General features: G+C 67.0%; 25 protein-coding genes. 8 read left to right on the plus strand and 17 right to left on the minus strand.

All coding sequences use genetic code 11. From position 1 onward, the window contains the following. Window positions 1-15 precede the first annotated feature (15 nt). Window positions 16-675, minus strand: coding sequence for a histidine phosphatase family protein (locus tag AC1C2M_RS07385; protein WP_495435800.1), 660 nt, complete (start codon window positions 673-675; stop codon window positions 16-18). A gap of 220 nt (window positions 676-895) precedes the next feature. On the opposite strand from AC1C2M_RS07385, the gene AC1C2M_RS07390 reads away from it, so the two are divergent. Next, window positions 896-1,153: a hypothetical protein gene (locus AC1C2M_RS07390; RefSeq protein WP_495432443.1), complete on the plus strand. Its 258-nt coding sequence runs from the start codon at window positions 896-898 to the stop codon at window positions 1,151-1,153. Window positions 1,154-1,224: 71 nt separating this feature from the next. After that, window positions 1,225-2,142 (plus strand): DUF1206 domain-containing protein, encoded by a 918-nt coding sequence (locus AC1C2M_RS07395; RefSeq protein ID WP_495435801.1) that lies wholly within the window; start codon window positions 1,225-1,227, stop codon window positions 2,140-2,142. 83 nt (window positions 2,143-2,225) lie between these two features. Here the strand turns inward: AC1C2M_RS07395 and AC1C2M_RS07400 are convergent, their stop codons facing one another. Together AC1C2M_RS07400 and AC1C2M_RS07405 are read right to left on the minus strand one after the other, a co-directional pair. Further along, a complete protein-coding gene (locus AC1C2M_RS07400; RefSeq protein WP_483405093.1) occupies window positions 2,226-2,399 on the minus strand; it encodes a CsbD family protein in 174 nt (57 codons plus the stop codon). Between the two features lie 114 nt (window positions 2,400-2,513). Continuing rightward, window positions 2,514-2,726, minus strand: coding sequence for a hypothetical protein (locus tag AC1C2M_RS07405; RefSeq protein ID WP_495432445.1), 213 nt, complete (start codon window positions 2,724-2,726; stop codon window positions 2,514-2,516). A 196-nt stretch (window positions 2,727-2,922) separates the two neighbouring features. Between AC1C2M_RS07405 and AC1C2M_RS07410 the strand changes: the two genes are divergently transcribed. Next, the gene (locus AC1C2M_RS07410; RefSeq protein ID WP_495432446.1) at window positions 2,923-3,822 is read left to right on the plus strand and encodes an alpha/beta fold hydrolase; all 900 of its coding nucleotides are present in this window, start codon (window positions 2,923-2,925) and stop codon (window positions 3,820-3,822) included. Here AC1C2M_RS07410 and AC1C2M_RS07415 read toward each other — a convergent pair. Then, the gene (locus tag AC1C2M_RS07415; RefSeq protein WP_495435802.1) at window positions 3,770-4,549 is read right to left on the minus strand and encodes a glycosyltransferase family 2 protein; all 780 of its coding nucleotides are present in this window, start codon (window positions 4,547-4,549) and stop codon (window positions 3,770-3,772) included. The genes AC1C2M_RS07410 and AC1C2M_RS07415 overlap by 53 nt on opposite strands. A 116-nt stretch (window positions 4,550-4,665) precedes the next feature. Here AC1C2M_RS07415 and AC1C2M_RS07420 point away from each other — a divergent pair, with 116 nt between their 5' ends. Together AC1C2M_RS07420 and AC1C2M_RS07425 are read left to right on the plus strand one after the other, a co-directional pair. Next, the gene (locus AC1C2M_RS07420) at window positions 4,666-4,911 is read left to right on the plus strand and encodes a hypothetical protein (protein WP_483405097.1); all 246 of its coding nucleotides are present in this window, start codon (window positions 4,666-4,668) and stop codon (window positions 4,909-4,911) included. Then, window positions 4,895-6,022 carry a YihY/virulence factor BrkB family protein gene (locus tag AC1C2M_RS07425; RefSeq protein WP_495435803.1) on the plus strand — a complete coding sequence of 376 codons (1,128 nt, stop codon included), beginning with the start codon at window positions 4,895-4,897 and terminating at the stop codon, window positions 6,020-6,022. The genes AC1C2M_RS07420 and AC1C2M_RS07425 overlap by 17 nt, the downstream gene beginning before the upstream one ends. A gap of 107 nt (window positions 6,023-6,129) precedes the next feature. Here AC1C2M_RS07425 and AC1C2M_RS07430 read toward each other — a convergent pair whose 3' ends face one another. From AC1C2M_RS07430 to AC1C2M_RS07450, 5 genes are all read right to left on the minus strand, one after another. Next, on the minus strand, window positions 6,130-6,690 hold the full coding sequence (locus tag AC1C2M_RS07430) for a methylated-DNA--[protein]-cysteine S-methyltransferase (RefSeq protein WP_495435804.1): 561 nt from the start codon (window positions 6,688-6,690) through the stop codon (window positions 6,130-6,132). Further along, on the minus strand, window positions 6,687-8,204 hold the full coding sequence (locus tag AC1C2M_RS07435) for an AlkA N-terminal domain-containing protein (protein WP_495435805.1): 1,518 nt from the start codon (window positions 8,202-8,204) through the stop codon (window positions 6,687-6,689). Before AC1C2M_RS07435 ends, AC1C2M_RS07430 begins: the two co-directional genes overlap by 4 nt. Window positions 8,205-8,315: 111 nt before the next feature. Continuing rightward, a complete protein-coding gene (locus tag AC1C2M_RS07440) occupies window positions 8,316-8,753 on the minus strand; it encodes a MarR family winged helix-turn-helix transcriptional regulator (protein ID WP_495435806.1) in 438 nt (145 codons plus the stop codon). Between the two features lie 22 nt (window positions 8,754-8,775). After that, window positions 8,776-9,060, minus strand: a complete 285-nt coding sequence (locus tag AC1C2M_RS07445; protein WP_483405102.1) for a hypothetical protein — start codon at window positions 9,058-9,060, stop codon at window positions 8,776-8,778. A gap of 77 nt (window positions 9,061-9,137) precedes the next feature. Further along, the gene (locus AC1C2M_RS07450; RefSeq protein ID WP_495435807.1) at window positions 9,138-10,415 is read right to left on the minus strand and encodes an MFS transporter; all 1,278 of its coding nucleotides are present in this window, start codon (window positions 10,413-10,415) and stop codon (window positions 9,138-9,140) included. Window positions 10,416-10,475: 60 nt separating this feature from the next. Here AC1C2M_RS07450 and AC1C2M_RS07455 point away from each other — a divergent pair, with 60 nt between their 5' ends. Further along, window positions 10,476-11,087, plus strand: a complete 612-nt coding sequence (locus AC1C2M_RS07455; protein WP_495435808.1) for a CGNR zinc finger domain-containing protein — start codon at window positions 10,476-10,478, stop codon at window positions 11,085-11,087. A 217-nt stretch (window positions 11,088-11,304) separates the two neighbouring features. Here AC1C2M_RS07455 and AC1C2M_RS07460 read toward each other — a convergent pair whose 3' ends face one another. Next, complete coding sequence (locus AC1C2M_RS07460; protein WP_495435809.1) at window positions 11,305-12,438, minus strand: ice-binding family protein; 1,134 nt, start codon at window positions 12,436-12,438, stop codon at window positions 11,305-11,307. A 384-nt stretch (window positions 12,439-12,822) separates the two neighbouring features. Here AC1C2M_RS07460 and AC1C2M_RS07465 point away from each other — a divergent pair, with 384 nt between their 5' ends. Next, window positions 12,823-15,369: an excinuclease ABC subunit UvrA gene (locus tag AC1C2M_RS07465; RefSeq protein WP_495435810.1), complete on the plus strand. Its 2,547-nt coding sequence runs from the start codon at window positions 12,823-12,825 to the stop codon at window positions 15,367-15,369. Between the two features lie 74 nt (window positions 15,370-15,443). On the opposite strand, the gene AC1C2M_RS07470 is transcribed toward AC1C2M_RS07465, so the two are convergent. Both AC1C2M_RS07470 and upp read right to left on the minus strand, forming a co-directional pair. Continuing rightward, the gene (locus AC1C2M_RS07470; protein WP_483405107.1) at window positions 15,444-16,148 is read right to left on the minus strand and encodes a winged helix-turn-helix domain-containing protein; all 705 of its coding nucleotides are present in this window, start codon (window positions 16,146-16,148) and stop codon (window positions 15,444-15,446) included. Between the two features lie 446 nt (window positions 16,149-16,594). Next, window positions 16,595-17,227 (minus strand): uracil phosphoribosyltransferase, encoded by a 633-nt coding sequence (gene upp / locus AC1C2M_RS07475; RefSeq protein ID WP_495432458.1) that lies wholly within the window; start codon window positions 17,225-17,227, stop codon window positions 16,595-16,597. 108 nt (window positions 17,228-17,335) lie between these two features. Between upp and tadA the strand changes: the two genes are divergently transcribed. After that, window positions 17,336-17,779 carry a tRNA adenosine(34) deaminase TadA gene (gene tadA / locus AC1C2M_RS07480; protein WP_495436482.1) on the plus strand — a complete coding sequence of 148 codons (444 nt, stop codon included), beginning with the start codon at window positions 17,336-17,338 and terminating at the stop codon, window positions 17,777-17,779. Here the strand turns inward: tadA and AC1C2M_RS07485 are convergent. From AC1C2M_RS07485 to AC1C2M_RS07505, 5 genes are all read right to left on the minus strand, one after another. Continuing rightward, on the minus strand, window positions 17,766-18,608 hold the full coding sequence (locus AC1C2M_RS07485) for a universal stress protein (RefSeq protein WP_495435811.1): 843 nt from the start codon (window positions 18,606-18,608) through the stop codon (window positions 17,766-17,768). The two genes, tadA and AC1C2M_RS07485, sit on opposite strands and share 14 nt — an antisense overlap. Before the next feature lie 260 nt (window positions 18,609-18,868). Continuing rightward, window positions 18,869-19,819 (minus strand): N-acetylglucosamine kinase, encoded by a 951-nt coding sequence (locus AC1C2M_RS07490; RefSeq protein ID WP_495435812.1) that lies wholly within the window; start codon window positions 19,817-19,819, stop codon window positions 18,869-18,871. Between the two features lie 55 nt (window positions 19,820-19,874). After that, entirely contained in the window at window positions 19,875-21,089 is a 1,215-nt protein-coding gene (locus AC1C2M_RS07495; protein ID WP_495435813.1) for an ROK family transcriptional regulator, read from the minus strand. Window positions 21,090-21,260: 171 nt separating this feature from the next. Further along, on the minus strand, window positions 21,261-22,367 hold the full coding sequence (locus AC1C2M_RS07500; protein ID WP_495435814.1) for a Gfo/Idh/MocA family protein: 1,107 nt from the start codon (window positions 22,365-22,367) through the stop codon (window positions 21,261-21,263). Further along, entirely contained in the window at window positions 22,364-23,116 is a 753-nt protein-coding gene (locus AC1C2M_RS07505) for a sugar phosphate isomerase/epimerase family protein (protein ID WP_495435815.1), read from the minus strand. Before AC1C2M_RS07505 ends, AC1C2M_RS07500 begins: the two co-directional genes overlap by 4 nt. Window positions 23,117-23,168 lie beyond the last annotated feature (52 nt).

Consider the following 23,168-nt stretch of genomic DNA (forward strand, 5'->3'; position numbering starts at 1 on the left):
GGGAGCGCCCCGTGCTCAGCCCACAACTTCGCCGGTCGCGTCATCCGCTGAGGCGTCGAAGAGGTCGTGGCCGCCGATGGGATCCCCGTCCCACTCCACAACGTTCCAGCCGTCGACCGGGCTGCCGGTCACGATGATGACGCCCGTGTTCGACAGCGGATGCTCGGCGGCGTAGTCCCCGTCGATGTTCGCGGCGCGAGCGGCGACCCAGGTGCGGATGGCCGCGCCATGGCTGACCACGGCCGCCGTCGACGTACCTCCCTGCGCTACCCGCTCGACGGCGCCGTCAAATCTCTCGAAGAATTCGTGGCCGTCGTATCCGCCCGGCATCCAGCGGGAGAGGTCGCCGGCCGCCCAGGCGAAGACGGTTTCCAGGTACGTCAGATGTGACTTGTGATCACTGTGTCCCTCGAGTGATCCCGCGTGAATTTCGTGGATGCCATCGATGATGCGGGTGTCGAGGCCGCGATCAACGGCGAGGGGTTCTGCGGTGAGCTGGGTCCTGATGAGTGTGGATGCGAACAGTTCTTCGATGTTCTCGGCGCGGAGTGCCCGGGGAATGGCGCGCGCCTGACGAGTGCCGAGCGCCGTCAGCCCCGGCCCGGGATAGGCGGTGTCGAGCAGGCCACGCACGTTGGATGGGGTCTGACCGTGCCGAATGAAGAGAATCCGCACTGTGTGGCCTTTCGCAGAGAGTGAAGCTGGAACACCGCGGAGCTGTACCGGGTGGGGGATGGGTTTCCAGTCTCGGTTGACCGTGCCCTTGAGGCAAGTGCGTCGGGTGCGAGCGAGTCGGTGGACTTTTTACATAGAGCGCTTGGCGTGTCGCAACAAAGCTGTCTATGCTCCTTAACATTCGAACATAGATACGCATCAGGGAGTCACAATGAACGGCGTGAGGGATCGAACCGCGACGGTGTGGACCGACGGTGATCGGCCGTTGCGAATGTTCTGGCAAGACAAACGGTGGCGGGTCTCCGACACCCCGACAGGGATCTACGGCGAACCCGATTTCGCTCACCCGCTGCTCACGCACTCGCCCGTCGTGCGCATCGGGTGGCGATTCCAGGTCACCGACGACGAGGGAGAGTCCGTGGTCGTGGATGCCATCCAGGACGACGGTCAGTGGGTCATCGCGAAAACATACCGGTAGACGGGAGAGAATGGTCGTGTGACACATTCGCTCCCGGCACCGCGGTACGGCCAACCCGCCACGATGCCGCGATGAGCGACGGAGCGGTGGCTGATCGCGTGACGCAACTTCGCGACAGCGCGAGCGAGCGCATCAAGGACGCCGCGGAGCGCGCGAACGGCGATCCCAAGGTGCGGATCGCCGCTCGTGCAGGACTCGTCGCCAACGGGATCATTCACATTCTCATCGGCTGTATCGCCATCGGCATCGCCTGGGGCGCCTCTGGCCAGGCCGACCAGTCGGGGGCTCTCACCGCCGTGGGTTCCACCCCGGTCGGCAGCGTCCTGCTCTGGGCGGCTTCAGCATCGTTCCTCGGCCTCGCCGTCCTGCAGGGCAGCGAGGCGGCGCGGGTCTATTCGATTCACCGGGGGCTCGTTCTTCTTCGCCGGTGGACCAACGTTGCCAAGGGTCTCGGCTACACGGGTATCGCCATGGTGACGTCGCTCTATGCCCTCGGCGGCCGGCACAAGGGCTCCGAGGTTTCGCAAACGCTCAGTGCTGACCTGCTCAACACCCCCGGTGGGGTCTTCGCGCTCGTCGCTGTCGGTGTGCTCGTCGGCACCGTTGGCGGGACCCTGATCTTCCGCGGGCTTTCGCGCAATTTCCGCGAGGAACTCGAGCCGCTCTCCGGCGCCCGCTCCCACGTCGTCGTCACGCTGGGGCTCATCGGGCACACGGCAAAGGGTGTCGCACTCGTGATCTCCGGCGTGCTGTTCCTCTGGGCCGCGGCATTTGCCGATCCGGATGCCGCGCGCGGCGTCGATGGCGCGCTGCGGGTTGTCGCGTTTCTCCCCCTTGGCGGAGCTCTGCTCGTCGTGGTGGCGAGCGGCTTTGTCGCGTACGGGTTCTACCTCTTCGCTCGCGCGCGTTTTCTCCGGAAGGGCCCGCTCGTGGTCGTCACCCGGAAGGACCGCAGGCGACTGCAGCGCGGCGAGGCGCTCGACATCTGAAATACTCATGCGCGGTAGCGGTGCGGTGCCCACGCATGCAAATGGCCCGGTCCCACCTGAGGTGAAACCGGGCCACGACTGGCCTACTTGTTGAAGGCATCCTTCACGTGTTCGCCAGCCTGCTTGAGGTTTGCCTTGCTCTGGTCTTTTTGGCCATCAGCCTGAAGTTTTTCGTTGTCGGTAGCTCCGCCAAGGCCTTCCTTGGCCTTGCCCATCGCTTCTTCAGCGCTGTTGCCGATCTTGTCTCCGAGTCCCATAGGCTTCTCGCTTTCTGTCGTTGCGAACCACAGTGTGGTCGGACAGTTTCACACTAAGCGCTGCCCGGGCCGGTCTCAAGGCCTTGACAACGGATGCCGCTTCACTGAGCGCGATCAGGCGCCGTCGGCGTCCGAAGCGGCGTCGGCGTCGCTGTCAGGGGCAGAGTCCTTGTTCACGTCCGGCCGGTTCAGGGGAGGAATGTGGTCCTCGCCCTCAGCGCTTTCCGGTACGGAACCTTGCGACGTTCCGCCGCCTGTCGCGGTGCTGCCGGGTCCGAGGAGGGCTGCGTCCGGGGCATCCGGGTTATCGTCGCCGATATTCGACATGGTTTCTCCTCAGCTCGTGGGCCAGTTGCTGGCCCGGTGACGGTGAACGGCCAGTCTGCACGGCGTCGCACGCGGGGTCAAACCGCGGACAGGGTGGCACCGTGAAAGTAACCGGGCGGAAGCGGACCGCGTTGTTGCTCTCGCCGGGGCGGAACTGGCCCTGTGGTGCACGGCGTTGTCGGGCTACATTGTCTGCATGCCAGAGCGCGACCTGCCGACCAGACTCGATGAGAGCCTGCCGGACGTGGACTGGGACCGCGTCGTCCCCGGCGCTCGCCGCTGGACGTTCAGCGCACCGAGCGGTCCGCTCGCCGCTCTGGAGTCCGGGATCCCGTCAACAGAACGAGCGGTCCTCGTCCCGGGGGTGACCGGTTCGAAAGAGGATTTCCGGTTCGTGATGCCGCAGCTCGTCTCGGCCGGGTATTTCGTGCAGAGCTTCGACATGGCGGGGCAATACGAATCGTGGCAAGCGGGACCGGAGAACCTCCGCCCCCCTCGCCCCGAATACGACTATGACCTGTTCGTGGACGACCTGATTGCTTTTCTCGAGGCGGGCAGCACGCCCGTACATCTCCTCGGATATTCGTTTGCCGGCGTCGTCGCGCAGCTCGTCGCCGCGCGCCGGCCTGACCTCATTTCGAGTCTCACCCTGCTCAGCACGCCCCCCGTTCCCGGCAGGGCCTACCGCTCGATCAAACGAATCGGCTGGCTCGATCGCTTTGTCGACGCGCGGGGGAGCGCGCTGTTGATGAAGCTCGGGATCGTGTGGAATGTGCAGCGGGTTCCTCCGGGCCGGTTACGGTTCGTGCGAGCGCGTTTTGCGCTCACCCGCAAGGAGGCACATCGGCAGGTCATGGGCCTGCTGTCGAGGACACCCGACCTGGCCGACGCCCTCGCCGCTCAACCGTTTCCCAAACTCGTCGCCGTGGGGATGCATGATCTCTGGCCGCTCGGGCTTTATCGCCGGTTCGCGCAGAGGCTCGGCGCAACGATCGCGGTCTACCGCACGGGTCACAGCCCCTGCGAGACCGCGCCGCATCAACTCAGCCGCGACCTGCTTGAGCTTTTCTCCAGGGCGCGAGCGGAGCGCCGATGAGCCCGGCCGCGCGCCGCTGTGCGCGCCGGCGCCAGAATGGCTGCTCTCGTTCGTTGACGAACACCGTGGCGAACCCCCACCGCACCCGCCGGAGAAAGCCAGCAACGGTGCCGAATGGGCGCGCGGAGATCGACATACCCAGACGACTGTCGAAAATCACGCGCATGTCCGGCTTGATCCGGTAGCTGAGATCGAGGTCGTCGTGGATGTCGTTGCGTGACAGGTGGAGGCCGTCTCGCATCCGCTGCCACGCATCGGCCCTGAGCGCGAAGTTGGATCCGAAGAGGGGAGGGTGGCCGAGCAGGTACGCGATGAGCGTGAAGTACGCACCCAGGAAGCAATACCGCCCGAACCAGCGCGAGAATGCGGTGCCGCCGTAGAACGAGGCGGTTCCCGTGATGGCGGATGCTTCGGGCAGCGACCGGAAGTCCGCCTCGATTCGCTCCAGCCAGTGTGGTGGCGGAACCGAGTCGGCGTCGAGTCTCGCGAGGATGTCTCCGGTTGCCGCATCGAAACCTGCGGTGGTCGCCCACAGGATGCCGCGGTGCGGCTCTGGCACGATGCGCGCGCCCGCGTGGCGTGCCACGTCGGTCGAGGCATCCGTCGATGCATTGTCGACCACGATCACTTCGTCGGCTGGCCGGGTTTGTGCCGCGATGGCCGACAGGCACGTACGGAGCAACTCTGCGTCGTTATAGACGGGGATGATGACGGAGATCGAAGGCACCCCCCAACACTAGGGAGACTGCGGGATGAACACAGGGGCTTGCGCCGCGGGTCCGCGGATGCCGGTCGGATCGCAACCCCTACCTCGAAGTGTTCGAGTGCCGATATCGTGAGTGCATGGTTGACGAAAACGATGTGCGAATGACGCTGCCCACTGACCGCAAAGACCGCGGTCCGGAGATGGGTGAGGCGGTGCAGATCCTCAATCTCGAGGAGATTCGCGAGGACCTCGCGTCCACCATTTCGGCCATTCGCGAGAAGGTGTCGACGGGCATGCTCATCGCTGTCGCCGTCACACTTGCTGGCATCGTTGTCGCCGCCACTCTGGCCATTGTGAGGGGTGATCATGGCGACGACCGCTGACGACCGGTCGCAGGCCGCGCGCGACGACGACGACACGGTCCTCGCCGCTGCGCCGTCCGATAAGGAACTCGCCGAGGACTCCGACGCAGATCGGGATGCCCCTCGCCGAGCCAGGCTCACCCCGAAGGGACTGCTCGCCGTCTATTCGCGTGCCTTCCGTGAGTTCACCAAGGACCAGGTCGGTGACATTGCGGCCTCGCTCACCTACTTCGCAATTCTCGCGCTGTTCCCCGCGATCCTCGCAATCGTCTCGCTGTTGTCGCTCATCAACCAGGGCACCAACGTGACCGACGGTCTGCTCAGAATCTTCAGTGAGATTGCTCCGCGCGACACCGTCGAGACCCTGGAGGGCCCCATCGAGGACCTGACCAGGACGCCGGCGGCCGGCCTCGGTTTCGTCGTCGGTCTTGTCGGTGCCATCTGGTCGGCATCCGGCTATGTCCGGGCGTTCTCGCGCGGGATGAACCGGATCTACGGCGTGCAGGAAGGCCGGCCGTTCCTCAAATTCCAGCCGGTCATCCTCCTGATCACCATCATCTCGCTCATTACCCTCACCCTCATGGCGCTCATGATCGTCCTGAGCGGTGACATTGCTGAGGCTGTCGGAAGCGTGATCGGCCTGGGCGACACGGCGCTTCTGGTCTGGAATATTGCCAAGTGGCCGGTGATCGCGTTCCTCGCCGTGATGATCCTCGCGATGCTCTACTACGCGACGCCCAACGTGAAGCAGCACAGGTTCCGGTGGCTGACCGTTGGTGCACTGACCGCACTTGTGGTGTGGGCTCTCGCCACCCTCGGATTCTTCTTCTACGTCGCCAACTTCGGCAGTTACGACAAGACATACGGCACCCTCGGTGGCGTGATCGTCTTCCTGCTCTGGCTCTACCTCAGCAACATGGCACTCATGTACGGCGCCGAGGTCGACGCGGAGGTTGAGCGGGTTCGTGAGCTGCAGGCCGGCATCAAGGCGGAGTACGCCATCCAGCTGCCGCTGCGCAGCACGGCGCTCATCGACGCTGCGATCGAGGCCGAGGCGAAGGCCGTGCTCGCGTCCAAGAAGCTGCGGCAGGACTGGCACGCCGAACACGCGCAGGGCTCCGAAGGCGCGTAGTCGCCGCTCGTCGCCGACAGTGCGCGCCGAGAACATCAGTTGCGGTCGAGAGCATCAGTTGCGCGGGGTGTTCTCGACCGGCAGTGATGCTCTCGCGGCGAGGCGCATCACACGAGCGTGAGCCGCGCCTCGCGCGTGAGCAGCGACCGCTTCACATCGACGCCCCAGGCGAATCCGCCCATGGTGCCGTCTGTACGCAACACCCGGTGGCACGGCACGAACAGCGCCGGCGTGTTGGTCGCGCAGACGCTCGCCGCGGCGCGCACCGCCGCCGGGTTGCCGATCAGTTCGGCGAGTTGACGGTAGGTGAGCGGACGCCCCGGCGCGATTGAGCGGAGCGCGGTCCAGCCCCGAAGCCGGAATTCTCCACCGCTCTGCTCGACGGCAACGTTCTCGATGGCGGCGAGGTCGCCGTCGTAGTAGGCGGTGACGGCATCCGCTGCGGATACTGGACCGGCGGTCACCCTTGCCGGGCGAAGCGCCGCGGCGATGCGCGCGGTGAGGCCGTCGACGTCGGTGGTCCAGCCGGAGGCGAGCACTGTTCCGTCGTCGCGGGCGATGATCGTGAATGGGCCGTCCAGTGTGTTCATCGTCTGGCTGAGCGCGGTGGTCGCGGTCGACGACGGAACCAGAGCGGTGTGTGGCGGGCGGAGGGTCGTGCCGGTCATGCGATCTCCTCGAGGGTCCTGGCTGCCGGTGGCACGGGAGGCGTTTTCGAGCGGCGGGATACCGGCGGTGCCGTGGCGGCGCTCCGCCAGAGGTGCATGCAGAGGTAGGAGCGCCACGGCGCGAAGCGTTCGACGTCGCGAGTGAGCGCACGCGGCTCGGCGGGAAGGCCGAGAGCGCGTGCCCCGGTGCGCACGGCGACATCGCCGGGCAGGAAAACGTCGGGATTGCCGAGCACACGCATGCTGAGGTAACCCGCCGTCCAGTCACCGATGCCGCGGAACGCGGTGAGCGCCCGATGCTGCTCGACGGCGTCGTCGCCAAAACCGATCGAGAACTCGCCGGTCGCGAGAGCCTCGGCCACGGTCAGCAGTGTGTCGATCTTGGAGCGCGGGCCGACCATGGCATCGCGGCCGTGCTCGACGATCTGCGCTGCGGTCGGGAACAGGTGGGTGAGGCCCTCCGGCCCCTCGGGGCCGTCGACCGGGGTGCCCGCTGCCGCGGTCAGCCGGTTGAGCTGGGTCCGGGCTGCGGCAACCGAGATCTGCTGGCCGATGATGGCGCGGAACAGCATCTCTTCCGGGTCCAGGGCACCGGGCAGGCGGATGCCGGGGGTTGCGAGAACGCTCGCCGCGAGGCTCGGGTCGGCCCCGAGCGCCCGGTCGATGGCGATCGGATCCGCGTCGAGGTCGAACAGGCGTCGCACCCGCGATACGAGCACGGGCAGGTCGCCGAGCGAACTCAGCGTCGCCCGCAACCGCAGCGCGTCGCCGTCGAGGCGCACCTCGAAGCTGCCGGGGCCGCCGGGGAGGGAGATGGTGCGCCGGTACCCGCTCGCTGTAGCGACCTCGACGCCAGCGACCGCGCGCGGCACGAACCAGCCGAACAGCCCGGCGGCGTCGAACGGCGGACGGAACGGAAGGGCGAGATCCAGGGTGCCTGGCACCGGGCGGTTCGATTGCCTCTGCCGACTGCGGATCTCACCGGGAGCGAGCTGGAACACCTCGCTGATCGTGTCGTTGAACTGCCGGATGCTCGAGAACCCCGCGGCGAACGCAACGTCGGACGCGGGCAGGTCGGTCGAGGTCAGCAGGGTGCGTGCGGTCTGCGCGCGCAGGGCGCGCGACAGCGCGAGCGGCCCGGCGCCGAGCTCTTCGGTGAGGATCCTCGTGAGGTGTCGACTGGAGTAGCCGAGCCGGCCGGCCAGCCCGGGGACACCTTCACGCTCGATGACACCGTCGCCGATGAGCCGCATGGCCCGCGCGGCGAGGTCGTTGCGGAGGTTCCACGCTGGTGTGCCCGGCACGGCTTCGGGGAGGCAGCGCTTGCACGCGCGGTAGCCGGCCTCGTGCGCGGCGGCACTGGTCGGGAAGAAGGTCACGTTCTCGGACTTCGGTGTGCGGGCGGGGCAGGATGGACGGCAATAGATGCCGGTCGTGCGCACCGCCGTGATGAACTGCCCGTCGAATCGGGAGTCCTTCGCCTGGATGGCGGAGTAGCGCTCGGTGAAGTCCATACTTCGAGCATTTCACAGCGGATGCCGATCGGCTAGCGGAAATCGGACATGGCCGTGGACGCTGTCCAGGCCAGCGGGACGCGTGGGCCGGTGTCGGCCGGTGTGGGCGAACTAGTGCCCGCTCTCGCCACGCAGCTTGGTCGTGAGTTGCTTGAGTTGCCGCAACTCGTCGTCCGAGAGGGCGCTCATGAGCTCGGTGATGGTGGCCATGTGGTGGCGTGCGGCGTCCCGGTACCTGTCGAAGCCATCATCCGTCATCGCCACGATCGTGCCACGTTTGTCAGTGGGGTCGGGATGCTTCGATACGAGTCCGCGCGCGGCAAGCCGGTCGATGAGGCGGCTCACGCTGGGCTGGCTCAGCAGAACGAGCCGATTGATGTCGCGCAGCCGTGCCCTGCGGTCGGGCTGGAGCGACAGGTTGAAGAGAACGTCGTACTCGTTGAACGACATGCCGCGCAGGGGAAATTCGGCGCCGAGTACGCGCAACACGCCGACCTGCGCCCGAAACAACGATTCCCACGTGGATACGGCGAGTTCGCGGTCTGTCATTGAGCCTCCTTGCGGATCAAGCCTAGGGGGTGTCGTCTCGCTCGTTCCGGTTCTTCGGCGTTGTCCCGGTGATGGCGCGGTAAATCAGTACGAGCCCCGTGAAGTTGACGGCGATGCCGATGAGGGCGACGAGGATGCCGGGAATCAGTGCGACCGGATTCGACTCAACGAGCTGCACAAGCACGAAGACGACGGCGCTCGCCACCAGCAGCAGTCCGCCGCCGAAACAGACGAGACCGGTGAGCATGCGCCGACGTGCCCGGTCTGGTTGTGAGCTGCTGCGGGTATCCGGCGGGGTGTTCGACATGGGTTCAGGGTATCGATCCGAAGCTGGTGTCGAGCCGTATGCGAACGGATGCCGCGGCATCCGTTCGCATCTGCACGTTACTCGGGGCTCACATCGGTGAGCGCTTTCACCCGGCTGAGCGGGGAGAGAGCGACCCACAGGATGGTGGACAGGCACAGGATGCCGCCGACAAGCATGCCGAGGCGCGTGCCGAGCCAGTCGCCGGCAAAACCACCAGCGAGAGCCCCGAGTGGAATGGTTCCGTAGGTCACCGTGCGCATCGTGGCGTTCACGCGGCCGAGAAGCTCGTCGGGGGTTCGCAACTGGCGGATGGTGATGAGGAGCACGTTGGAGATCGTCGTTCCAGCCCCGTTGAGTGCGAGTGCAGCGCCGAGGAACGCGATGATGCCGAAGGTGCCCCACGAGGCATCCGCCAGCGGCAGGACGGCGAGCATCAGGCACTCCACAGTGACGCACAGCATCATGATCCGGCCAACGGTGAGCCGCGCGGTGAGTCGTGGGGTCAACGCTGCCCCGGCAAGCGCGCCGGCGGCACCGATGGAGAAGACCAGTCCGAGCTGGGCCGGTTCCAGACCGAGCTCCCGCACGGCGTGGACGACGAGCAGGATGGTCACCCACTGCGCAAACGGGTTGTAGATCGCGGAGAAGCCGACATTGGACTTCAGGTATGGATCGTGTGCCACCAGCGATACGCCCGCGCGGAGCTCGGCGAGAAAGTTGCGGCTGGCGTGTGTGGCCGGTTTCGACTCGGGGGTGCGGATCGCCGCGAGTGCCCCCGCCGACGTGAGGTAGGCAAACGCGTTCACCAGGAGCGTCGCTGGGGCTCCGAGCAGCTGCACGATGAGGCCACCGAGTCCCGGGCCGCCGACGTCGGCGGCGGCGACGGTCGCCTGGATGCGCGAGTTCGCCTGTTCCAGGTGCTTCCGGGGCACGAGTGAGGGGATGACGGACTGGTAGCCCACCTCGTGCACCACGGCGAAGATGCCCAGTACGGCAGCGGCGACGACCAGACCGGGCACGCTGAGGGCACCGAGGGTCACAGCAGCGACGAGCGCGACGATGAGTATCGCGCGCGCTGCGTCCGACAGGATGAGCAACCGCCGGCGCCGGTGGCGATCGATGAGGACGCCGAGGGGGAGCGCAAGCAGAAGGAAGGGCACCCACTGTGCGGCGTTGATGACGCCGAGGTCGGTCGCCGACGCGTTCAGGGCGTACAGCGCGAGCAGGGGAAGCGTGAATTCGCGCAGCTGGTCGCCGGTGAACGAGGCGCCCTGCGCCGTCCAGAACCACCGAAAGTCCCGAACTTGCCGCCGCTCCTGCACGGGGTCCGGCGTAATGAGTGATGGCTGATTCATGCATTAGAGTATGGCCGATTTCTAATGGGCAATACAAGCGAAATCTATTAGAATTGCGCCATGGCATCCACCGAGCGCCGCACAACGTTCTCCACCATCGCGGGGCATCCCGCGCTTGATCTCGTCAATACGGTCGACTGGCGGCTGAGCCGGGAGCGGTTCAGCGAGGAGCTGGTGGGCTACGGCGACGTCCTTAACTGGGCTCGCCAGTTCGAGCTCATCGATGCCGGCGAGACCCGTGAACTCGAGCTGCTCGCGAGCGAGCATCCCCGCGAGGCGGAAGCCGAAACACTCCGTGTCCGAGAATTGAGGGAAGCGATCTACCTCGCCGGTTTCGCTGACGCTGACGGCGAAACCGTTGCCGCCCACTACCGCGACGCAATTCAGGATGGCCGTCTCGATTCCGCTGGTGGGAAGCGGGTGTGGAGATTCCCCGTCGACCTGTCGCTGCCGCGGCGTCAGATCGCGATTCAGGCTCTTGACCTCTTCACGCGGGTGGATGCCACAACGTTCGGCCAGTGCCACGACGCCGAGTGTGGCTGGGTCTTCCTCGACACCTCACCGCGGCACAACCGGCGCTGGTGCGTGTCCGCCGACTGCGGTAATCGCAACCGGGTGCGGGAGTTCTACGAGAGAAACCGCAAGACGGATGAGGCCGGCCCCGCCGCATAGAATCGGCCGCATCAAATCGGCCGCGTGAATATGCCGCAAAACCGGGCGTTAACGGATTGAAGGCCGGTCGTAGAGGCTTACGACCGGCCTTCCCCTTGCACCAAGAGTGTCCTGCAATCACATTCCGCTTCAGCTGCCACAGCAAACAACTTCCGCTCTTCGAATATATAACGGAAAGGTAACGGCGTCTAGTTACCGAAACGTTATTTTTCTGAAATTACGCCGCGCGTCTCCGACGCAGTACAACCATCGTGGCCCCGGCTGCAACGAGAAGAGACGCGACCGCGGCCAGGAGTGCGGCGTTGGCACCTGTTGCCGCCACGGTCTCGCGGGTCTGGGTGTCAGATCCCGCACTGTTCTCGCGGGATTCCTCACGGGGCCCATCACTGTCGCTCGGGGGCGTGGCCGTGGTGGCGTCATCCCCGGCGGGAGGGGTAACGGCGGGCGCTGCGGTGGCCGGGGGTGCACTCACCGGTGGGGTGACGACCGGAGGGGTAGCCCCCGATGGCGTTTCGGGGGGAAGGGTGGCCGCTGGCGGCTCTGCGTCAGGTGTCGTTCCCTCTGGCGGCGCAGTTACGGGCGGTTCGTCAGCCGGCGGAGCCGAAACGGGTGGGGCACCCTGAGGGCCGCAGTCCCGTGGCGCGGTGATCGTGCTCGCGTCGAGCGTAACTGCTCCGTTCCTCGCGAGCAGTCGACCGGCGACATCCGCCCCGGTGTTCGCCGTAATCGATGTCAGGGCCATCACAGTGCCGGCGACGTGTGAGTACGAGCCGAGAGTTGCCGATGAGGTGGACTGCCAGAAAACGTTGCAGTCGGTCAGCTCGCCGCTGAGGACGACGTTGCTGTTCGACGCGAAATTGATGGTGCTCGCGGATTGGAAGATGAAGACCGAACTGGCGTCGCCGACGAGAGTCAGCGTGCCGGTGAGGCTGAGGGCTCCTCCGGCATACACTCCGGCGGTGAGGCTGCGTCCACCGAGTTCCGTGACGCCGGACTCGGAGGCCGGGCGCCCGGCCGCGTCGAGGTACGCCGTCGTCAGGTCGTTCTGCGCTGTGCGTGCAACGGTGTCGCTCGAGTGGATCGTCCCGTCCACTCGTCCCGGCGGGAACCCCGTGACCGCGGCGGAGGGGCTCACGCCGAGGTCACCGGAGATCACCGACGGGCCCGTGTTGGTGACCGCGGAACCGGCGAGAACAGCGAAGTCTCCCGCCGTGGCGAGCGCAACCGGTGCTTCGGCTGCGGTGGCGCTGAGCGGTGTGGCAGCCGACAGGAGCAGTGCGAGGGCGGCGGCGGACACGGCGCGGGCACCGAACTTCCGTGCGGCGATGGGCGAGGGGAGAAAGTGGTGCATGGTGCGGGCCTAACGGGAAGTTGGAGGTGTGAGCGGCGAGCCGCCGTTGGCACGGCGATCTGTATCGTTCGCTAATGCCTCATCTTTGCGGCGGATCGCCCGCGGTGTTCTCCCAGCCCTGCTCCACAGTCTGGTTCGCGGCGAATGTGACGGACTCGTTCGACGTTGACCTCACCCACGCAGTCCGAGCGGATGAGCGACGTTAGCATCCTCGCGCGCACCGGTAAGACGGTGGCGAGGATGTCGAGCCCCTCCTGAACCTTACAGTGAGCGGCGGTGGGGCGGCGGCGCTCGGACGGGGAGCGTGGGCGATTATTGTAGGTGCGGATGCCGCGGCGCGCGACCCACGGTCATTTTCAACCACACCCGCATAGTGTGGAGACGGTGTCGACTCTCACGCAGGACCCCGCCCCGATCATTCCCGACGCCACGGACGCGTCAGACGGCTTCGTGCGCGTGCGCGGTGCTCGGGAGAACAACCTCACCGATGTGGACGTGGATGTGCCCCGCGGCTGCATCGTCGCGTTCACCGGGGTGTCCGGCTCGGGCAAGTCATCGCTGGCGTTCGGCACGATCTTCGCGGAGGCGCAGCGCCGATTCCTTGAGTCCGTCGCGCCGTACGCCCGGCGACTGATCGCCCAGGGCCACAACCCGCACGTCGACTCGATCACGGGGCTGCCTCCCGCCGTCGCGCTGCAGCAGCGCCGAGGAGCGCCGAGCACGCGGTCGACGGTCGGCACGCTCACGACCCTGTCCAACTCCATGCGCATGCTCTTCTCGCGTGCAGGCACCTACCCGGCGGGGGCGCCGAGGCTCGAGTCCGACTCGTTCTCACCCAACACAGCGACCGGCGCGTGCCCGCGCTGTCACGGTCTCGGCATCGCCCACACGGTGACCGAAGCGTCGGCGGTCCACGATCCGTCGCTCAGCATCCGCGACGGTGCCGTCACCGCGTGGCCCGGCGCCTGGCAGGGCAAGAACCTGCGCGACGTCGTCGCCGGGCTCGGTTACGACATCGACATTCCCTGGCGCGAGCTTCCACAGGCCGATCGCGACTGGATCCTGTTCACCGAGGAGCAGCCCGTCGTTGAAGTGACCCCCCAGCGCGACCGCGTCGCGAAGCCGTACAAGGGCCGGTTCTGGAGTGCCAAGAGCCACATCATGCACGCGCTCGCCGATTCCAAGAGTGAGATGTCTCGCGCGCGGGCCGCTCGGTTCGTCGAGTCAGGCCCCTGCGACCTGTGCGGTGGCAGCGGGCTCACCCGTGCGGCACTCGATGTGACCTTCGCCGGTCACACCGTTGCCGACCTCAATGCCGTTCCGCTCTCCGAGCTCGCGGAGATCCTCCGCCCGACCACCCTCATCCGCTCGGCGACCGCAGCGGTGTCATCCGCATCGTCCGGTGAATCGACCGAGGTTGCCGTCACGATCGCCACCGACCTCGTCGGCAGGATCGACGTGCTCATCGGCCTCGGGCTCGGCTACCTGAGTCTCGGTCGCAAAACGCCGACGCTGTCGCCGGGGGAGATGCAGCGCCTGCGCATCGCCACCCAGCTGCGCTCGGGTCTCTTCGGCGTGATCTACGTGCTCGACGAACCGTCGGCAGGGTTGCACCCCGCCGACGCCGAGCCGCTCATGGTCGTGCTCGAACAGCTCAAGGCATCGGGCAACTCGGTCTTCGTCGTCGAGCACAACATGGATATCGTGCGTCGGGCCGACTGGCTCGTCGATGTCGGCCCCGGCGCAGGCAGCAACGGCGGTGCCGTGCTTTACAGCGGTGCCGTCGACGGCCTCGCCGACGTGAAGACGTCGGTAACGAGGCGCTTCCTGCACCCGGCAGGCGCGGACCGCGACGCCCCCCGCGAGCAGCGCAAACCGTCGGCATGGCTCGGGCTTCGCGGCGTCTCGCGGCACAACCTCGTCGACCTCGACGTCGACGTTCCGCTCGGCGTGCTCACCGTCGTTACGGGTGTCTCCGGTTCGGGCAAGTCAACGCTCGTCAGCGGTGTGCTCGGCGACGCCGTGCGCGAGGGACTTCGCGCCGGTCGCCACCACGCCGATCCTGTCGTGACCGAGTCCGCCCCCGACGACGAGTCCGCTGCCGTGGCCACGACCATCGACGGCGTCTCTGGCCTCGACGCCGTCGACCGGATCGTGCGGGTCGACCAGCGTCCCATCGGCCGCACACCCCGGTCGAACCTCGCCACCTACACCGGCCTGTTCGACGCCGTCCGGTCGGCGTTTGCTGCAACAACGGATGCCGCCGCGCGCGGATACGACGCCGGTCGCTTCTCCTTCAACGTGGCCGGTGGCCGCTGCGAGACCTGCCTCGGTGAGGGTTTCGTCGCCGTCGAGCTGCTCTTCCTGCCCGGCAGCTATGGTGCGTGCCCCGACTGCGGCGGCAAACGGTACAACGAAGAGACGCTGGAGATCGACTACCGCGGCAAGAACATCGCCGACGTGCTCGCCATGACCGTCGACGAAGCCGCCGGTTTCCTCACCGACGTGGCCGCGGCATCCCGCAGCCTCGAAACGCTCCGCGATGTCGGGCTCGGCTACCTGCGCCTCGGCCAGCCGGCGACCGAGCTGTCCGGTGGAGAGGCCCAGCGCATCAAACTCGCCACCGAACTGCAGCGAGCACGTCGTGGGCACACGCTCTACCTGCTCGATGAGCCGACCACCGGGCTGCACCCCGCCGATGTCGAACTGCTCATGACGCAGCTGAACAAGCTCGTCGACACCGGCAACACCGTCGTGCTCGTCGAGCACGACATGGGTGTCGCCGCCGGTGCGGACTGGGTCATCGACATGGGTCCGTCCGGAGGAACAGCGGGCGGGCGCGTGCTCGTCGCAGGAACCCCGGCCACGGTGGCTGCTCACGATGGCAGCCGCACGGCGCCCTACCTGGCCGAGCGGTTGGCAGGAGCCTGATCGCGCCGGCCGAGCGGGGTGCCCGGGCGTGACCGCGGCGGCCCAGCCACGGCGGCCCAGCCGCGCGGTCGGTTCTAGATGAAGTCGGGCGAGTGCGCTGCCGCGTGACGGATGGAGACATCCGCGTGGCGGTCGAAGCGGTAACCGACACCGCGCACTGTGCGCACGATGTCTTCGTAACGCCCGAGCTTGGCGCGGAGGCGACGAACGTGGACGTCGATGGTGCGCTCGTTCGGCGCATCGTCGTCGCCGGCCTTCCATAGCGAAGAGATGAGCTCGGCGCGGTCGATCGTGCGGCCCTCGCGGAGCACGAGGTACTGCAGCAGCTCGAACTCCTTGTAGGTCAGGCCGACCGAGTCGTTGTCGAGGATGAGGCGCTTGCGCGAGATGTCGATGACGACACCGGCGTGGGCGCGGTCGAGCTCTTCGTCAGTGTCGGCTTCACGGTGTCTGGCGAGAGCCGACGGGTCCTGGAGCGCGAGCCGAACGACGTCGACGTCGCGTCCCCCTGCGCCCTGCGGCGCGAGCGCGACGGCCGCGTAGGTCTCCGACTCGGGTGCCAGGTCGGCGGCGAGTGCCTTGAGTGCGTGAACGATGGCACCGAGGCTGGTGCCTGCCGCTGCCGCTTTGGCATCGTCGATGCCGACGTAGAGGACGAAGCCGCGGGCCTCGGTTCCCTCCGGAACGGCGCGAAGGTTACGGCCCTGTGGGGCGGATGCTGCCGGCGCGGTCGGCCGGACGTTGGTCGGAGCGAGTGTGGTTGCGTGTGCGAGAGACATGGGAGAAATCCTTGGATGATGTGCCTGTGTCGAATCCGGGTACACCGGATGACGTTTCGACGGTGAGTCGGTGTAGCGGCCGGTGTTACGGCCTGCGCGAATGCGGGGTGTGGCATCCGTTCGCTCGAGCGGGACCTCGATGGGTCACCGGGAGCGGGGCGAGGGTTTCGCGGTCAGCGACACATTCGACAACACATGACTGCGCTGCCGGCCATCATCAAGCCGGCAGTTCCGTGAGGCTCGGACGAGCTCAGGAGTTGGGCGTTATCAGTCATGGGCATGAGTAAACCCCACTGTGTCAGCACGTGTCAAATCTTTGCATTGGATGACGAAATATCGTCGAAAAGTGCAGATCGTGTGAATCAGTGGGGTTTGGCTCGAAGGATATTCGGGACTATTTCCTGTGCGACGAGACCCGTCGCAGGAAGTTCTACGTGGAATTCGACCTAAACGAGGCCGTAGAGGCGGTCGCCTGCGTCGCCGAGGCCCGGCACGATGTAGCCGTTCTCGTCGAGGCGTTCGTCGAGGGCGCCGAGCACGATGGTGACATCGCGACCCTCCGTCGCCTTTTCGAGGGCGGCGATTCCCTCGGGTGCCGCGAGCAGGCAGATGGCCGTGACGTCGATGGCACCGCGGTCGAAGAGGAACTCGATGGCGGCACCGAGTGAACCACCCGTTGCGAGCATGGGGTCGAGCACGAAGCACTGGCGATCGGAGAGGTCTTCGGGGAGGCGCTCGGCGTACGTTGTCGGCTCGAGAGTCTCTTCGTTGCGCAGCATGCCGAGGAAGCCAACCTCTGCCGTTGGCAGCAGCTTGACCATGCCCTCGAGCATGCCGAGGCCGGCGCGCAGGATGGGCACGACGAGCGGTCGGGGGGTGCTGATCGCGATACCCGTCGTCGTGGTGACCGGAGTCTCGATTTCGACCGCTTCCGTCCGTACGTTGCGGGTCGCTTCGTAGGCCAGGAGGGTGACGAGTTCCTCGGTCAGCGCGCGGAAGACCGGCGCCGGTGTCGATTTGTCACGCAAAACGGTGAGTTTGTGGGTGATGAGGGGGTGGTCCGCTACGTGCACTCGCATAGGCTCTAATCTACCTGTTCACCCGCTCTCCGCCGCACAGTTGCTGAGAACCGCGCCGACCCCGAGGATGCCGTGTCACTTCCTGAGCTGCCGGAGCACGTCGACTGGATGGCATCCGCCATCGCCGAGGCCCGGCTCGCGCTGGAGACCGACGATGTGCCGGTCGGTGCGATCGTCGTGAACGGCGATGGCGTGGTGATCGGTGTCGGACGCAACGCTCGCGAAGCCCGGCAGGACCCCACGGCTCACGCCGAAGTCGAGGCGATTCGGCAGGCCGCTGAGGCATCCGGCGACTGGCACCTCACCGACACCACACTCATCGTGACCCTCGAACCGTGCGTCATGTGCGCCGGTGCGATTCTGGCTGCGCGCATTCCGCGTGTGGTGTTCGGCGCCTGGGACGATAAGGCCGGTGCCGCAGGGAGTGTGTACGACGTGCTCAGGGACCGGCGGCTCAACCACCGGGTCGAGGTGTTTGCCGGCGTCGAAGCGGATGCCTGTGGCCGCCTGCTCACTGATTTCTTCCGCGGCGCCGGACCTAACGCGCGATGACCGTCGGCGCTGCGAGCCGGGCGAGCACGCCGTGGCTCACCGAGCCGAGCAGGAACCGGGCGACCGCACCGCGACCGTGACTGCCGACGACAACGAGTGACGCGCTGGCCGCCTCCGCGTTGATCACCGTCGCCGGGTCGCCCTGGCTGACGACCCGTCGCACATCGAGGGCCGGATGACCATCGCTGACCCACTCGATCGCCCGGGAGATGGCGTCGTGCCCGGTCTCCGTGAGGTCCTCGACATAGTCGACGGGGAACGCGAGGTCGTAGCCGTAGACGACGGGATTCGGCCAGGCGTAGACCGCGACCAGGGGCTGATCCAGTCGTTCCGCTTCGTCCGCGGCGAAGGCGAAGGCGTTGCGCGAGTTGTCGGAGCCGTCGACCCCGACGATCACACCGTTCCGGCCGCGGGGATCGACCTCTGGAATGACCGCCACCGGTGTCGTGCTCGCTGCGGCGATGCGGAAACCCCGGGTTCCGTGCCGCGCCGGACCGTTCGCGCCAGGGTCGCTGCCGACGACGACCATGTCGACGTCGGCCGATCGTCGGGCGAGTTCGGTGATCGGGTCGCCCTCGGTGACGTCGGTCTGGATATCGACGCCGGGTGACACCGATCGGGCGAGTTCGGTGCTCTTCGTCAGCACCCGTTCGACCGCGGATTCTGTGGCGTCGAGGAGGTCGCGGCTGCCTGCCCTGCGGATGCCTTCATCGACGATGTGGACGAGGGAGAGGCCGAGCCCGCGGGATCCCGCTCGCTCGGCTGCCCACAGCACGGCGGCCCTGCTCGCGATGGGATCCTTGACGCCGACCAGAATTCGATTGTTCATGGCTGCCCCCTTTGGGACCACACGGTAGCGCAGGCCCGTCACGCACGCCAGAGTATGGGCGACGCTGCGCGGGCGGTTGGCGGCCGGCCGTGTGGGTGCCGGGCGAGCGGTGCGCTGCAGTTTCGGGAGGAAGAACGGGTGGTGCATCGCAGATAGTGGTTCGGGCGTGCGGTTTCTCCTCCCGGAGCGACGGTGCTCGCCGCGGAGTCGCGTCCGAGGTGACGGGGCCGTCCACCACGTGACGCCCGCCGCTCGCCGGCCTAGTGCGCCGGCTCCACATGCGCCGTCGAGATGAAGCGGTAGAGCGGATGCGACGGTGCGACGTCGAGCAGCGACTGAACCCCGTCGATAGGCAGGCCGAGCGGCGGGGCAAGCACCGCCCCCGGTGCCCGGTGGGCGAGGGCCGCAGCCAGGCGTTCCGGCATGAGCGCTGCTCGAGTGGCGAGTGCGCCGACGACACCGACTCGGGCAGGTTCGCCCTGCTCCCAGCCGACGCGGGCGAGCGCGCTGGCCGCCGAGTGTGCGAGTTCTGCCGCTGCCGCCGTGACGATCCCATCGGCGATCTCGTCCCCGGCCTGGGCGGCATCCACCACGTCGCGACAGAAGGAGGCGATGACGGAGACGCGCTTGGGGTCTGCCTGAAGGGTCATGTAGAGCTCATCGAGCGGCCCGAAACGCGCCTCGGCGATCTCCCGGAGGGGCGTCGGGGCCGACCTCCCGTCGAAAGCGCGAAGCGCTGCGTCAAGTCCGGCGCGGCCGATCCAGTAGCCACTGCCGGCGTCGCCGAGGAGGAATCCCCAGCCATCGACCTTGGCGACGCTCGATTCGGACAGTGCGAGGACGACAACCCCGGTTCCGACGGCGAGCATGACCCCGGGTTCCATGCCGTTTGCGGCGAGGTAGCCGGTGATCGAGTCGTGGGCGAGCGCGACGCGCCGCACTCCGATCGCGGCTGTCCGGGCGAGCAGCCCGTCCGGGTCAGCGCTCGCCGGTGTCAGGCCAGAGGTGCCGACGGCGAGTTCATCGATCCTGGTCCCGGTTTCCTTCGCGAGGCCGACGGCGATGTCGGCGAGCTGGTCGATTACCGGCCGGTCAGTGAGTACTCCCGGGCGGTCGACCTCGGCAATGACGCCTGTTGGGCCGGTAAGCCTCGTCCGGATGCCGGACTGGCCGCCATCGAGTGAGAGGCGGGTGAGCTGTGAGGTGGTCATTGGAGCCTTCGGGTTGGAGAGGCGGTTCAGAAGAGTGCTGACCGAATGTTCCTGATCAGGCGAACGCGACGGAGCGGAGTGATCGAGGGGAGAGCCGATCCTGCAGAACGAGAGTCGCCGCACCGAGCGCGGCGGCATCGTTGCCGTTGACGGACATGCGCACCTCCACCGGGTGGATGTCGCGCACCATGGCTCGCTCGGCGAGCGCGCGGGAGATTGTGCGCACGTAGATCGACCCGGCGGTGGAGAACGCGTTTCCGGCGAGGACGATGAGCGGAAGATCGAAGAGGTTGACCATGGAGACCAGGGCGCTCGCGAGGTAGTCCGCCGATTCCTCGATCAGGGCCACCGCTTTGGGCTGGCCCTTCATCGCGGCGGTGCCGAGGCTGGCGAAGTCGACCGAGGTTTTTCCGGTCAGGGGGATGTCCAGCTCGCCGCGGGCGACGGCATCCGCTGCCTTGTCCATAATGGCGGCAGGGCCCGCATAGAGCTCGAGGCAGCCGAGGTTTCCGCACGCGCATTTCGGGCCGCGAGCGTTGACGGTGAGGTGGCCGATCTCGCCGACGTTGCCCGAGAGCCCGTGGTAGATCGTCCCGTCGATCACGATGCCGGAGCCGATGCCCGAGCCCATGTAGACGGATGCGTAGCTGCCGTAGTCGACGGTTGCGCCGAGCCAGTACTCGCCGATTGCTGCGGCGGTTGCGTCGTTGTCGAACTCACACTGCAGCCCGGTCGTCGTTGCCAGTGCTGTCCTGATCGGGAAGTCAGTCCAGCCCATGAGGGACGGGACGCCGCGGACCGTCCCCTCGATGCGGTCAACGGGACCAGGAATGGCGAGCCCCATGCCAACGATCGATGCCCTGTCGAGGTCGAGGCCCACAATGAGCGACTCGATGTCGTCGGCCATGCGACCCACAACGGTGATCGGAGAGGCGTCGCCGGGGCCGTCCACCCGTTTGCGTCCGACCACGGTACCGGCGAGGTCGGCGGCGATGTAGGTGATGTAGTCCTGGCCGATGTGGACGCCGATCCCGAGGCGCGAGGCCGGGTTTATCTCGAGCTGCATGCGCGGCTTGCCGCCGGTTGATTCGCCCCTGCCGGTTTCGCTGATCACTCCGTCGGCGAGCAACTCTCGGACGACCGTCGAAATGGTGGCCTGGGTGAGGCCGGTGAGTTCGGCGAGCTCTACGCGACTGATCGGTCCGGAGGAGCGGATCAGGTCAAGGGTCCTGCCCTTGGAGTTCGCGCGACGGCGCGTTTTCTCGGTCATGCATTAACGATAACTTACTTTGCTTTATAAAGTGCGTGAAGTAAGTGGGTGCTCACGGAGTTGCGGTTTCCACACTCTACTCGCGGCGCGATCACTCTGCCACCGCTGCGGATCCATGCGCGCGCTGCAGAAGTATCTGCAGCGCGCGCATGGATGTGTAGCGCCCGGCGGTTACAGCGTGGCCGCGTGCGGGTCCCAGTTGTCCGGCAGCGGAGGCACGGTCGGCGCCGCACTCTCCACCGTGACGAACTCGCCGCTCGAAATCGAGTCGCTGATCGACACCATCGTGTCGACGACGTGGAACGCGAGCTCGCCAGACGCCCGGTGCGGGCGGTCCTCGCGGATCGCGCGGGCCAGGTCGAGGACGCCCGTGCCGCGGGTCGAGCTCGCGACGGTCTTCTCGAGCACCTCCGAGGTTTCCGAGCCACGGCGGTGAATCACGAGGTCACCGTCGAAGTAGTTCGGGTCAGGCAGCACGAGGGTGCCCTCGGTGCCCGCGATCTCCACGAAGCCGTGCCGGCCGACCGCCGAGTCGAAGCTCCACATGCTCTGCGACGAGCCGCCATCGGCAAACTGCAGCAGTGCGCTGACGTGCGACGGCACGGTGACGTCGAACTCTTCGCCGGCCTTGGGGCCCGAGCCGATGACGCGCTTCGGGTGAGCCGTGGAGCCGGTTGCCGCGACTCGCGATATCGACCCGAATGCCTGCACCAGAGCCGTGAGGTAGTACGGTCCGATGTCGAACAGCGGGCCGGCACCCTCCTGGAAGAGGAAGGCGGGGTTCGGATGCCATGACTCCGGTCCCGGGGACTGCATCAGCGTCAGCGCGGTGAGCGGTGTGCCGATGTCACCACGACGGATGGCGCGGAATGCCGCCTGCAAACCGGCACCGAGGAAGGTGTCGGGCGCGCAGCCGACGCGCACGCCGGCATCCGCTGCCGCTCGCAACAGTTCGAGGCCGCTCGCGCGATCGAGCGAGAACGGTTTTTCGCCGATGACGTGTTTGCCCGCAGCGACGGCCTGGAGGGCGATCGGCACGTGCGCGGTGGGAATCGTGAGGTTGACGACGATCTCGACGTCCGGGTGGCTGAGCACGGCGTCGACCCCGCCGCTGGACTCGATGCCGAACTGTGCCGCTCGCTTCGCGGCAGCATCCTCGAAGAGGTCGCCGACGACGTGCACCTTCACGTCGGGAAACGACGTGAGGTTCTCGAGGTACGTTTCGCTGATGACGCCAGCGCCGATGATGCCGACGCCGACCGGGCCGGTGCCGCTCATGCCGATGCCTTTCCGGTGAGGTAGGTGTAGCTGTCGGCGATGGCCTCGAAGACGTCGCCTGACGTGTCGTCGAGCTCGACGACGCCGATCGCCGAGGCGGGGGCGGCTGCGACGATGCGCTCGATCGGGAGGACGCCCGAGCCGACGGCCACCTGCTTCTTGGTGTCGAGTGTGCCGTCGCCGTCCTTGATGTGGATCGCTACGACGCGCTCGCCGAGGTCTGTCAGCAGCGCAACAGGATCCGCGCCGCCGACCTGGGCCCAGTAGGTATCGATCTCGAGCACGACGGACGGGTCGAGGGCGTCGACGAGAAGATCGAGCGCGTACCGGCCGTCGATGCGGTTCTCGAGCTCGAAGTGGTGGTTGTGGTAGCCGACGGTGATGCCGAACTCGGCTCCGAGTTGAGCGGCGCGGTTGAGCTGCTCGGCGGTCTCGGCGATGTCAGCGGCCGTGGTCCAGCGCGCACGGTCGACGTGCGGGTCGATGACGATGTCGATGCCGAGGCGGTTGGCAGCCTCAAACGCGGGGCGCTGGTCGTCGAGGCGCAGGAGCCCGACGTGGGCGGACGGCGCGGTCAGGCCGTTCGCCGCGAGGGCCTTCTCGAGTGCGTCGACGTCGGCCACGAAGTTGTATGGCTCGACCCGGCGGTAGCCGATGGCGGCGACACGTTCCATCGTGCCGGTGAAGTCCGCCGCGAGGGCGTCCCTCAGTGTGTAGAGCTGCAGTGAGGGGTTGTCGAATATCGGCATGGACTCCATCATCCTTCGTGCGGTCGATCGTGCGGAAAGGGCGAGACGCTCA

Source organism: Mycetocola sp. Y444, assembly GCF_059445295.1.